This window comes from Pseudactinotalea suaedae (assembly GCF_009733815.1).
In the GTDB taxonomy this organism is placed as follows: Bacteria; Actinomycetota; Actinomycetes; order Actinomycetales; family Beutenbergiaceae; genus Pseudactinotalea; species Pseudactinotalea suaedae.
In genome coordinates this window covers 219,569-231,626 of sequence record NZ_WNXY01000007.1, presented here as the reverse complement: position 1 = coordinate 231,626, position 12,058 = coordinate 219,569, and the positions used below count along the sequence as shown (strand labels likewise).

Genomic DNA, 12,058 nt, shown 5'->3' with positions numbered 1-12,058 from the left:
GGTCACAGACCGTCCGTCACGGCTCGTCGTCGCCGCCGGCCCGACCGCGCGGACCAGCGGCGGGGAGCCGCACCCGGATCCGGGTGCCGACGCCGCCGGGAGGATCGATGACGGCGATCGTGCCCTCGTGCAGACCCACCGCCCAGCGGGCGATCGCCAGCCCCAGACCCGTGCCGCCGGTGCTCGTCCCGCCGGTCTGAGCAGGGGCGTTGCCACGCTGGAACCGGCCGAACACCTGGTCGCGGTCGGCTTCGGGGATCCCGTGGCCCTCGTCGATGACGTCGATCACCACGTACCCGTGGGTGGCCGAGCTGCGCAAGGTGACGGTGCCGCCGTCGGGGGAGTGCCGTGAGGCGTTGTCCAGAAGGTTGGACACGACCTGCCGGAGCCGCTCCTCGTCGCCGACGACGGTCAGGCCGTCCGGCTTGGTCTCGACCTCCCAGCGCAGCTCGGTCCGCGCGCTGGCCCGGGAGGTGTCGCTCACGATGCTGCGCAGGAACGGGTCGACGGCGATCGGCGCGACGTGGAGGTCGGCCGCGCCGGCCTCGAGGCGGGACAGGTCGAGCAGGTACGCCAGCAGCCGGGACAGCCGCTCGATCTGGGCGAGCGCGGCCTCGAGGGCGTCGGAGTCGGGCTCGATCACGCCGTCGGCCATGTTCTCGACCTGGGCACGCAGCGCCGCGACCGGGGTGCGGAGCTCGTGGCTGACGTTGGCGACCATCTCGCGCCGCTGGCTGTCGAGGGCGTCGAGGTCGGCGGCCATCGAGTTGAAGGCGGCGGCGAGCTGGCCGACCTCGTCGCGGCTGTTGGTGTGCACGCGGATCGAGTAGTCGCCGCGTGCCATCGCCCGGGCGGCCGCCGTCATCTCGCGCAGCGGCCGTGTCATGCCGCGCGCGAGGAGCTGGGTCAGGACCAGCGAGCAGACCAGCGCCAGCGGGAAGGTGCGCAGCACCCCGAGGCCGAAGAGCTGGTCGCCCAGCCAGGTGACCAGCATGTACATCGTCGCGGTCGCGGCGATGATGACGATCATCTTCCCCTTGAGCGACTGCACCGGGTCGAGGGGGCGCAGGTCGAGCATCGTGTCGGGGAAAGGGTTGCGCCACGACGGCTCGTCGGAGCGCGCGTGCCGCACCCGTTGCGGACCCGGTGGGCTCGTCGGGACCTGCCGGCCGTGCCGCTCGGTCATGTCTGGAGCCGGTATCGAGACACGGCCTAGGTGACGGGCTCGAGCGCGTAGCCGACGCCGTGCACGGTCCGGATCAGCTCCGAGCCGAGCTTGCGGCGCAGGGCCTTGATGTGGGAGTCGACCGTCCGGGTGCCCGAGGCGTCGGCCCAGTCCCAGACGTCGGCGAGCAGCCGCTCGCGCGAGAGCACGGTGCGCGGCGTCGCGGCCAGGCAGACGAGCAGGTCGAACTCGGTGGGCGTCAGGTGCGCCTCGTCGGTACCCCGGAACACCCGCCGGGCGGCCCGGTCGATGGTGAGGTCCCCGAGCACGAGGGGAGGTTCGCCGTCGCTCGTCTGCGCACTGGCACGAGCGCGCTCGACCCGGCGCAGCAGCACCTTCAGGCGAGCCAGCAGCTCGCGCATCGAGAACGGCTTGGTCATGTAGTCGTCGGCACCGACGCCGAGCCCCACGAGCAGGTCGGTCTCGTCGTCGCGTGCGGTCAGCATGAGAACCGGAGGTGCGGCCCGGCCGTCGGCCGCGCCCTGGGCCTGGATCCGGCGGCAGACCTCGAGGCCGTCGATGCCCGGCAGCATCACGTCGAGGACGACGAGGTCGGGTCGCAGCGTCGTGGCCGCCTCGACGCCGGCGTTGCCGTCACCGACCGAGTGCGCGGTCCAGCCCTCCGCCTCCAGACGTCGGACGATTTGGGTGGCGATCTCGGGCTCGTCCTCGACGACGAGCACCACGGGTGTCGCTGGGCTCATACCGCCACTCTGGCACAGCCGATCGCCGGTTCGCGGGACGTGGCGGCCGCTGCTGCGCAGGCCTGGTGACGAGGTCGGGGAGGTCTCGTGCGTCCGGGGCGGTGCCGGCGTGCGGCCGGCGCCTGTGGACGCAGTTCCCCGGCGGCGCCGCGCCGGTTAGGCTGTGCGCCACCATGGAGAGCGGTCATACGAAACCGGTCGGGGATCCTGCGTGATCGTCGACTGGTTGATGGTCTTGTTGGGTGTCGTCCTCACGGCCGGCACATTCGTCTTCGTCGCCTCCGAGTTCTCGCTGGTCGCGCTCGACCCGACCGCGGTCGATCGCCGGGTCGCCGCGGGTGACCGCCGCGCCGCCGGCGTCTCCAAGGCGCTGCGGCAGCTGTCGACGCAGCTCTCCGGCGCGCAGGTCGGCATCACGCTGACCACGATCCTGCTCGGCTACACCGCCCAGTCGGCGATCTCGAACCTGCTGACGGCGGCCCTGCCCTCGGCGCTCGCCGAGAGCGCCGCGACCGCGATCGCCGTGGCCGGGAGCCTCGTCCTGGTCAACACCTTCTCGATGGTGTTCGGCGAGCTGATCCCGAAGAACTGGGCGATCTCCGAGCCGATGCAGGTCGCGGGACTGATCACACCGGTGCAGCGCGGCTTCACGTTGGCGCTGCGCCCGATGATCCAGGGGTTGAACTCCTCGGCGAACTGGGTGCTGCGCAAGTTCGGGATCGAGCCGCGCGAGGAGCTGAGCGGGGCACGGTCGGCCCCCGAGCTCGCCGCGCTGGTGCGGCACTCCGCCGCGGTCGGCACGCTCGACGTCGGCACCGCCGCGTTGCTGACCCGGTCGATCGGGCTGGGCTCGCTGACCGCCGTCGACGTGATGACCGACCGGATGCGGCTCGCGACGCTCGAGTCGAGCGACACCGCCGCCGACGTGATCGCGAGGGCTCGCGAGACCGGGCACTCGCGGTTCCCGGTCATCGAGGACTCCCCGGACGAGGTCGTCGGGCTCGTGCACCTGCGACGCGCCGTCGCGGTGCCGTTCGAGCGTCGCGACAGCGTCCCTGTCGGCGCCCTCATGGACGACGCGCCGCGCGTCCCCGAGACGATCCGGCTCGCGCCGCTGCTGCTGGAGCTGCGCGAGTTCGGGCACCAGATGGCCGTCGTGGTCGACGAGTACGGCGGCACGTCGGGCGCCGTCACCCTCGAGGACGTCGTGGAGGAGCTGGTCGGCGACGTCGCCGACGAGCACGACCCCCGACGGCGGCCCGTGCGTTCCGGGGGCGAGCGCACCTGGGTCGTGGCCGGCACGCTACGGCCTGACGAGCTGCACCACGAGACCGGGCTGAGGGTGCCGGACGAGGCGCCCTACGAGACGCTCGGCGGGCTCGTGATGACGATGCTCGGGCGGCTCCCGCAGGTCGCCGACGAGGTCGAGGTGCCCGGCGTGCGGCTGCGGGTCGAGCGGATGGACGGACGCCGCGTGGACTCGATCCGCGTCACCGCCGTGGACGTCGAGCCCGAGGTGGAGCGATGAGCATCGGCACCGGGCTGCTGATCGCCGTCCTCCTGCTGGCTGCGAACGCGTTCTTCGTGGGCGCCGAGTTCGCGATCATGTCGGCGCGGCGCTCGCAGATCGAACCGCTCGCCGAGCAGGGCGTCCGAGGCGCCAAGACCGTGCTGTGGGCGATGGAGCATGTCTCGCTCATGCTCGCGTGCGCCCAGCTCGGCATCACGGTGTGCTCGACCGGGTTGGGCGTGGTCGCCGAGCCGGCGCTGGCGCGTCTCGTCGAGGGTCCGCTGATCGCTGCCGGCGCTCCCGAGGAGGCCGCGCACGTCGTCGGGTTCGCGCTCGCGCTCGCGATCGTCGTCTACCTCCACGTGGTGCTCGGCGAGATGGTGCCGAAGAACCTCGCGGTCTCCACGCCGGAGCGCGCGGCGCTCTGGTTCGGCCCGCCGCTGGTCTGGATCAGCAAGGTCGCCTCACCGGTCATCCGGCTGCTCAACTGGATCGCGAACGTGGTGCTCCGCATGCTCGGCGTCGAGCCCAAGGACGAGGTGGCCTCGGCGTTCACGGCGGAGGAGGTCGCCTCGATCGTCGAGCGGTCCCGGGCCGAGGGGGTGCTCGAGGACGAGGTCGGCCTGATCTCCGGCGCCATCGAGTTCTCCGAGGCCACCGCTGCCACCGTGATGGTCGGGCTCGAGAAGCTGACGACCGTGCCGGTGGGCGCCACCCCCGAGGACGTCGAGCTGGCCGTGACCCGGACCGGGTACTCCCGGTTCCCGGTGGTCTCCGAGGATGGGGCGCCGGTCGGCTACCTGCACATCAAGGACGTGCTCTACGCGAGCACCCCGGAGCTGCGGCGCGCGCCGGTGCCGTCGTGGCGCGTCAGGCCGATGTCGGTGGCGACCGCGGAGGACGAGGTCGAGACCGTGCTGGAGAACATGCAGGCCAAGGGCGTGCACCTGGCACTGGTGTCCGAGGCCGACGGTCCGGCGACCGGCGTCGTGTTTCTCGAGGACATCCTCGAGGAGCTGGTCGGAGAGGTCCGTGATCTCATGCAGCGCCAGCAGATGCCGCGCCGGTGAGGCCCGCACACCGCGGCGCCACGCGGCCGTTCGCCCGTCGCCGGATCCGACGTTCGTGTGGTCTGACCCACCCGGCTCGTGAAGAACATGTGGTAATCGCTCTCCCCGCGCTTGGATCCTGGCTGTTTGTCCGTTACGTTTCCGTGATATCACGTCCGCCGCGGGGGCCGGACAGCCGAGATCCCATGTTGTCCAGCCTGGTGGAGTCTGACAGTTGAGCGAGGAACACGAGAGCGCCCTCCCGGCGTTCCCGACCCGTCGCGCGCTGCGTGAGGCTGAACGCCGTGAGGCTGCCCGCCGCGAGCGCGAGCGGCTCGCGCAGGCGGCCGCTCCCGCGAACGAGGTTCTCGCCGTCGCCGAGGTTGCGCCCGCTCCCACGGTCGCGGAGCCGGTCAGCGCCGCCGTCGCCGACGAGACCAGCAGCGACGCCGACGCCCGCCCGGTCGCACCGGCCCGGTCCGTGCGACCCGCGGCGCCCGCGCGACCGGAGTCGCTGCGCGCCACGCTGGCCCGCCGGTGGCTGCCGCGTGTCGCCGTGCTGGGTTCGCTCGCGATCGCGACCACGGCGATCCCGCTGAGCGGCGCAGCCACCCCGTCGACGAACGCCACCGCCTCGGCGACGTTCGCGGCCAGCAGCGCGCTCGACGTGCTGGCGGCGGAGCAGGTCGACGGCACCGACGCCTTCGACGCCACCGGATCCTTCGCGGCGGACCCGCTCGCCGCGGCCCGCACGCTGCTCACGACCGGGCGCACGGACGATCGCGACGACGTCCTGCAGTGCGGCAGCGCCCAGCTCGAGGCGAACGGCCAGGTGGCCGCCAGCGCCACCACCGAGCCGGTCCAGATCATGATGCCGCTGCAGACCGGCACCTACAGGATCACCTCGAAGTACGGCTACCGCTGGGGCGGCATGCACGAGGGGCTGGACATGGCTGCACCGGCCGGGACGGCGATCCACGCGGTCGCGCCCGGCGAGGTCACCTATGTCGGGTACGGCCTCGGCGGTCGCAGCGGCACGATCATCGTGCTCAAGCACGAGGTCGACGGCGAGACCTTCTGGACCTGGTACATCCACATGTACCCGGACGGCGTCTTCGTTGACGTCGGCCAGCACGTCTCGGCCGGCGAGGTGATCGGCGAGGTGGGCTCCTACGGCAACTCGACCGGCCCGCACCTGCACCTCGAGGTGCACGTCGACGAGGAGTTCACCACCGTGGACCCGGCGCCCTGGCTCGAGAGCCACCGCGCGGCACCGCTGACCGCCGAGAACCTCGCCTGCGCCGCTGAGTGACCCGGCGTGACCTGGCCGCTGGCCGGCGCTGCCGCCCGCCGGCGACTGCGGGCAGCTAGAGCAGCCGCAGCCCCCACCGCACGGTGTGGGACTGGCCCGGCTGCAGCGTGATCAGGTCCTCGCCGGTGCGGAACGCGTCGGCGACGCAGGTCATCGGCTCGGCTGCGAGCCCGGTGCGGCGTGCTGCCACCGCGGCCACGTGGTCGCCGGTGCACATCTGCCAGCAGCCCATCGTGTCGTCCATCCAGACCGCTGCGGTGCGGCCGTCGGAGCCCCGCAGACGCAGCCACGACAGGCCGTCGTCCTCGCGCGTGGCGTCGACGAACGCGTCGTCGAGCTGGGTGTCGCCGAGGCGGCGCGGCTGCCGGAAGTCGAAGTGCTCGGGCAGCGGCTCGCGCCCCGTCGGCAGCAACCGGTCGTCGGTCGGGATCCAGGACTCCGCGTCGAGCTGGAGCTCGGCGTCGTCGAGCGACCCGGGACCGGGGGAGAGCCAGGGGTGGAACCCGACGCCGTACGGGGCGGCGGTGCTGCCGAGGTTCGTGGTGGTGAGGGTGATGGCCAGGCCGCCCTCGCCGTCGAGCGCGTACGTGACCTCGACGCGCAGCGGGTGCGGATAGCCCGGCACCGGGACGGTGTCCAGCGACAGGGTCGCCGAGGCGTCGTCGTGGGTGTCGACCGACCAGCGCTCCCAGGTGACCAGACCGTGCAGGGCGGTGCCGCGCTCCGGCTCGTTCAGCGGGAGCTGGCGGTCCTGGCCGTCGAAGGTGTACTGGCCGTCGCGGATCCGGTTGGGCCACGGCACCAGCACCGCGCCGTTGGAGGCGGGTGGCAGCTCGTCCTCGGCGAAGCTCACGACGACATCACGCCCCGCCACCGCGAAGCGACGCAGGTGAGCACCGACCTCGGTGATCACGGCCTCGTCGGAGCCGGCGTGCAGGGCGACCTGGAACCCGGTGGGTGCGGTGGCGTTCGTCACCCTGGCGACCCTACCGACCCGCCGGCGGCTGCACAGAATCGTGTTGAAACCTGGAATCGGCTTGGTGCCCCCGACTGGAGCCGCCGGATCCGGGTGCTCGTACCTCGCACCCGGGCTCCGGCTCCCGTCATCGAGTCGGGGAACCTCGCTCCGCTTCGGTGCCCCCGACTGGATTCGAACCAGCGACCTTCTGCTCCGGAGGCAGACGCTCTATCCACTGAGCTACAGGGGCGCGGACCGTCGACAGCATGCCTGCGGACCGATCGGCGAGCCTACCAGTGTTGGGGCACCGCTTCGATCCCTCCACGGCGCTGATCGGGCGCCCAGGGCCTCGTCCTAGGATGTCGCGAGCACGCTCACGCCGGCACAGGGAGAGACGACGGTGAGTCACACCCCGAACGAGGGCGACACCCCGCACGAGGGTGCCGACCAGCAGCCGGTCACCCCGCCCGAGCAGCAGCCCACCGCGCCGGCGGCCGAGCAGGCCACGCCCGCGATGCCGGCGAGCAGCACGCCAACCTTCGGTGCACCCGAGCAGCCCGGTCACGCAGGAGCTCCCGCACAGCCTGGCTACGGCGGCGCGCCCGCCGCGTTCGGTCAGCCGACCGGGGGTGCGTTCCCGCAGCCGTCCTCGTGGGGCCAGCAGCCCTCCCAGCAGCCCCCCGCCCAGCCGGGCTACGCACCGGCGCCTCCGGGGTTCGGCCAGGCGAGCGGCGGCGGGTTCCCGCAGCAGCCCCCGGTCCCGGGTCAGCCGGGACCCGCGTACGGGCAGGCACAGCCGGCTGCGCAGCAGGGCTACGGCTACGGCGCGGCGCCGACGTTCGGTGCGCCCGCTCCGCAGCAGCAGCCTGCGCCGTTCGGGCCCGGCGGTCCCGCAGCGCCCGGAGGCCCGCCGCAGCGGGCGCAGGGCAGCAGCACGAAAGCGGTCGTCCTCGCCGTCGTCGGCGGCCTGATCGTGCTCGCGCTGATCGTCTTCGGCGCCTGGCGGATCTTCAGCGGTTCCGGCGGCGACCCCGGCGGCGACGCCGCGAGCGGCACCGAGATCGCCACCGAGGCCGACACCGGCGTCCCCGCGACCGGGTGCACCAACGACGTCTGCCTGCAGACCGCGGCCGTGGTCGGCGAGCAGCACACCGGCAACGACGGCGCCGTCTGGGTGCTCCAGGGCAGCTGGAGCGACGTCGAGTCCGGTGACAGCCGCCAGCTCGGAGGCGGCAGCGGCGTCTACACCTCCGAGATCGGGGAGGCGACGCTGACCGCCGTCGCGTTCGAGACCGCCGAGCACGCGGCCGACTACGCCGCGACGGTGATGGCGGACCTCGGGGACGCCTACTTCACCGGTCCGGTGTGGGACGGCGAGGTCGAGGGCCGCGGCGAGGGAGTGCTCAACCAGTTCGAGGTCGACGGCGTCGAGACTCTCGTCTGGTACGACGACGCGGGCATCGTCTGCACGCTGGTCGGACCGTTCGTCGATGTCGAGGAGGACCCGCTCTTCGAGTTCTACTTCACCCTCCCCGAGATCTGATCGGCATCGATCCCGCCATGACATCCCCCTGGTCGCGGTCCGCCGCGTGGACCGATGAGCTGACCATCGCCGACGTCCCCGTGAGCGTCCTCGCCGAACGGTTCGGGACGCCGTCGTACGTGCTCGACGTGCCGGACCTGCGCACGCGTTGCCGAGACGTGGTGGCCGCCGCCGCGCGAGCGGGGGAGGAGCACGGCATCGCGACGTCGGTCTACTACGCGAGCAAGGCCTTCAGCTCGGTCGCGGTGCTGCGGTGGGCGTACGCCGAGGGCCTGCGCGTGGACGTCGCGAGCCTGGGCGAGCTCGCCACCGCGCTACGGGCCGAGGTCCCGGGCGCGGCGATCGGCCTGCACGGCAACAACAAGTCGGAGGCCGAGCTCGATCTCGCGCTCCGGAACGGCGTCGGGCGCATCGTCATCGACTCGCTCTCGGAGATCGAGCTGGTGGCCGAGCGGGCTCGCGCCGCGGGCGTGACCGCGCCGGTGATGGTGCGCGTGACCACCGGGGTCCACGCCGGCGGCCACGAGTACATCGCCACCGCGCACGAGGACCAGAAGTTCGGTCTCTCGCTCGCGAGCGGTGCCGCGCTCGAGGCCGTCGCACGCATCCTCGCGACCCCCGAGCTGCGGCTGCTGGGCCTGCACTCCCACATCGGCAGCCAGATCATGGTTCCCGAGGGCTTCGTCGAGGCCGCCCGATCGCTGCTGCGGCTGCGCTCGGAGGTGTTCGCGAGCACCGGCGTGCTGCTGGAGGAGCTCGACCTGGGCGGCGGCTTCGGCGTCGCGTACACCGCCGACGACGACGCCCCTGACGTCCCGGCGCTGATCGCCGGGCTGGTCGGCACCGTCGCGCAGGTGGCCAGCGAGACCGGTGAGGCCGCACCGGCGCTCTCGTTCGAGCCGGGTCGATCGCTCGTGGGACCGACCGTGACCACGCTGTACCGGGTGGGCACGGTCAAGCCGGTGCGGCTGGACGGGGGCGGGGAACGGCTCTACGTCTCGGTCGACGGCGGCATGAGCGACAACATCCGCACCGTGCTCTACGGCGCCACCTACACGGCGGCGCTCGCCTCGCGGCGCTCCGAGGCCCAGCCGGTCCTGTCGCGGGTCGTCGGCAAGCACTGCGAGAGCGGCGACATCGTGATCCGCGACGTCATGCTGCCGGCCGACATCCGGCGCGGTGACCTGCTCGCCGTCCCGGTGACCGGCGCCTACGGTCGGAGCCTGGCGAGCAACTACAACCAGATGCCTCGGCCGGGCGTCGTGGCCGTGGGCGAGGGCGATCCGCGGGAGATCGTGCGCCGCGAGAGCATCGAGGACCTGCTGGCGCTCGACCTCGGGTGAGGGGCCGGCCGAGCGGCGGACCGGGGAGTCATGGCGTGGCCCTATCCTGGGTGCCGATGAGTGAGTCTGAGCCGCCCGCGCGGCTGCGCGTGGGTCTGCTCGGCTGCGGCACCGTCGGCACCGAGGTGGTCCGGCTGCTGCTGACCCACCGGGCGGAGCTGACGCAACGAGCCGGCGTCGAGCTGGAGCTGAGCGGCATCGCGGTGCGGTCGCTGGACGTCGAGCGCGACCCCATCGTCCCGACCTCGCTGCTGACCACCGACGCCGAGGCCGTCGTCGACGGCGCGGACGTGGTCGTCGAGCTGCTCGCCGGTGTCGAGCCGGCACGGCAGCTGCTGGCGCGCGCGGTCGCGGCCGGCACCACGGTCGTCAGCGCCAACAAGGCCGTCCTCGCGACCGAGGGCCCCGAGCTCTACGAGGCCGCCGAGACCCACGGCGCCGGCGTCTTCTTCGAGGCGGCCGTGGCCGGTGCCGTTCCCGTGGTCCGCGGGATCCGGGAGTCGCTCGCGGGTGACCGGGTGACCCGGGTGCTCGGCATCGTCAACGGCACCACCAACTTCATCCTCGACGAGATGACCCGGGAGGGCAGCGACTTCGCCTCGGTGCTCGAGCGAGCCCAGGCGCTCGGTTACGCCGAGGCGGACCCGACCGCCGACGTCGGCGGTCACGACGCGGCCGCCAAGGCGGCGATCCTCGCCTCGCTGGCGTTCCACAGCCGCGTGAGGATCGGCGACGTCCCGACGGCGGGCATCACCGCGATCACGGCCTCGGACATCGAGGCCGCGACCGAGATGGGCTACGTCATCAAGCTTCTCGCGATCGCCGAGGCGAGCAGCGACGGGCTTGCGGTGCGCGTGCACCCCGCGCTCGTCCCTCTCGACCACCCGCTCGCCGGTGTGCACGGCGCGTACAACGCGGTGGTGGTGGACGCCGAGGCTGCGGGCACCCTGATGTTCTACGGGGCCGGAGCGGGCGGCCAGCCCACCGCCAGCGCGGTGCTGGGCGATCTCGTGAGCGCCGCACGGCTGCACGTCTCCGGCGCCCGACCGCCCGCCGAGTCGCGGTACGCCGCGCTGACCGTCGTCGACCCGGCCTCGGTGCGCACGCGCTACCTGATCAGGCTCGACGCCGCTGATCGCGCCGGGGTGCTCGCCGAGATCGCCCAGGTGTTCGCGGCGCACGACGTCTCGCTCGAGACGCTGCGGCAGGGCGCGACCGAGGAAGGCGCGGCGAGCCTGGTGCTCGTCACGCACGGGCAGACCGAGGCTGCGCTGTCGGCGGCGGTGGCGGAGCTGGCCGAGCTGGAACCGGTGCACAGGGTCACCTCGATCCTGCGTGTGGAAGGACACTGATGGCTACCCCTTGGCGCGGCGTGATCGCCGAGTACGCGGACCGGCTCCCGATCGGGGCCGGCGATCCCGTGGTCACCCTCGGCGAGGGCGGCACACCCCTGCTGGAGTCGCCCGCGCTCTCGGCGCGGACCGGCGCGCGCGTGCACGTCAAGGTCGAGGGTGCGAACCCGACCGGCTCCTTCAAGGACCGCGGCATGACGATGGCGATCAGCAAGGTCGCCGCCACCGACACCGAGATGGTGGTGTGCGCCTCGACCGGGAACACCTCGGCCTCGGCCGCGGCCTACGCCGCGCGCGCCGGGCTCGGCTGCGCCGTGGTGCTGCCCGCGGGCAAGATCGCCGCAGGCAAGCTCGCGCAGGCGGTCGTGCACGGTGCGACGCTGATCGCCGTCGACGGCAACTTCGACGACTGCCTGCGCATCGTGCGGGAGCTGGCGCAGTCGCACCCGGTCGCGCTGGTCAACTCGGTCAACCCGTTCCGGCTGCAGGGCCAGAAGACCGCGGCGTTCGAGGTCGTGGACGCCCTCGGCGACGCCCCGGACATCCACGTGCTGCCCGTGGGCAACGCCGGCAACATCTCCGCCTACTGGATGGGCTACCGCGAGTACGCCGAGCACGGCCCAGCCACGAAGCTGCCGACGATGTGGGGCGTGCAGGCCGATGGCGCCGCGCCGTTCGTCAAGGGCGAGCCGGTCGAGTTCCCCGAGACGGTCGCCACGGCGATCCGCATCGGCAACCCGGCGTCCTGGGATCTCGCGGTCGACGCGCGGGACTCCTCCGGCGGGCGCATCGACGCCGTCAGCGACGCGCAGATCCTCGACGCCCAGGCCCTGCTGGCCCGTGAGCAGGGCGTGTTCGTCGAGCCGGCGTCGGCCGCGAGCATCGCCGGGCTGCTCGTCCGCGCCGAGGCGGGCGACATCCCCGCCGGCGCCGTCGTGGTGTGCACGGTGACCGGCAACGGGCTCAAGGACACCGCGACCGCCCTCGGCAGCCGCGAGGTCGAGCCCGAGGTGGTCGGCAGGGAGCTCGCCGACACCGTGCGGGCACTGGGTCTGTAGGTCT

The 12,058-nt window shown here is 72.9% G+C and carries 10 protein-coding genes and 1 tRNA gene; 7 read left to right on the top strand and 4 right to left on the bottom strand.

The features are described 5' to 3' along the window. Positions 1 to 16: 16 nt before the first annotated feature. Positions 17 to 1,186 carry a HAMP domain-containing sensor histidine kinase gene (locus GPA04_RS12710; RefSeq protein WP_241680766.1) on the bottom strand — a complete coding sequence of 390 codons (1,170 nt, stop codon included), beginning with the start codon at positions 1,184 to 1,186 and terminating at the stop codon, positions 17 to 19. Between the two features lie 26 nt (positions 1,187 to 1,212). Continuing rightward, the gene (locus GPA04_RS12705) at positions 1,213 to 1,929 is read right to left on the bottom strand and encodes a response regulator transcription factor (protein WP_156224547.1); all 717 of its coding nucleotides are present in this window, start codon (positions 1,927 to 1,929) and stop codon (positions 1,213 to 1,215) included. A 211-nt stretch (positions 1,930 to 2,140) separates the two neighbouring features. Here GPA04_RS12705 and GPA04_RS12700 point away from each other — a divergent pair, with 211 nt between their 5' ends. From GPA04_RS12700 to GPA04_RS12690, 3 genes are all read left to right on the top strand, one after another. After that, on the top strand, positions 2,141 to 3,457 hold the full coding sequence (locus GPA04_RS12700; RefSeq protein ID WP_206674210.1) for a hemolysin family protein: 1,317 nt from the start codon (positions 2,141 to 2,143) through the stop codon (positions 3,455 to 3,457). Further along, positions 3,454 to 4,509 (top strand): hemolysin family protein, encoded by a 1,056-nt coding sequence (locus GPA04_RS12695; RefSeq protein ID WP_156224546.1) that lies wholly within the window; start codon positions 3,454 to 3,456, stop codon positions 4,507 to 4,509. The genes GPA04_RS12700 and GPA04_RS12695 overlap by 4 nt, the downstream gene beginning before the upstream one ends. A gap of 214 nt (positions 4,510 to 4,723) precedes the next feature. Then, positions 4,724 to 5,800: a M23 family metallopeptidase gene (locus tag GPA04_RS12690; protein ID WP_156224545.1), complete on the top strand. Its 1,077-nt coding sequence runs from the start codon at positions 4,724 to 4,726 to the stop codon at positions 5,798 to 5,800. A 55-nt stretch (positions 5,801 to 5,855) separates the two neighbouring features. Here the strand turns inward: GPA04_RS12690 and GPA04_RS12685 are convergent, their stop codons facing one another. Then, positions 5,856 to 6,776: an aldose 1-epimerase family protein gene (locus GPA04_RS12685; protein WP_156224544.1), complete on the bottom strand. Its 921-nt coding sequence runs from the start codon at positions 6,774 to 6,776 to the stop codon at positions 5,856 to 5,858. A 159-nt stretch (positions 6,777 to 6,935) separates the two neighbouring features. Further along, positions 6,936 to 7,008, bottom strand: a tRNA-Arg gene (locus GPA04_RS12680). A gap of 150 nt (positions 7,009 to 7,158) precedes the next feature. Here GPA04_RS12680 and GPA04_RS12675 point away from each other — a divergent pair. From GPA04_RS12675 to thrC, 4 genes are read left to right on the top strand one after another with little or no spacing between them, the layout of a single operon-like run. Next, a complete protein-coding gene (locus GPA04_RS12675; protein ID WP_156224543.1) occupies positions 7,159 to 8,301 on the top strand; it encodes a hypothetical protein in 1,143 nt (380 codons plus the stop codon). A gap of 17 nt (positions 8,302 to 8,318) precedes the next feature. Then, a complete protein-coding gene (gene lysA / locus GPA04_RS12670) occupies positions 8,319 to 9,644 on the top strand; it encodes a diaminopimelate decarboxylase (protein WP_156224542.1) in 1,326 nt (441 codons plus the stop codon). Positions 9,645 to 9,700: 56 nt separating this feature from the next. Further along, entirely contained in the window at positions 9,701 to 10,996 is a 1,296-nt protein-coding gene (locus GPA04_RS12665) for a homoserine dehydrogenase (RefSeq protein WP_156224541.1), read from the top strand. Beyond that, positions 10,996 to 12,054 carry a threonine synthase gene (thrC, locus tag GPA04_RS12660; protein ID WP_156224540.1) on the top strand — a complete coding sequence of 353 codons (1,059 nt, stop codon included), beginning with the start codon at positions 10,996 to 10,998 and terminating at the stop codon, positions 12,052 to 12,054. Before GPA04_RS12665 ends, thrC begins: the two co-directional genes overlap by 1 nt. Positions 12,055 to 12,058 lie beyond the last annotated feature (4 nt).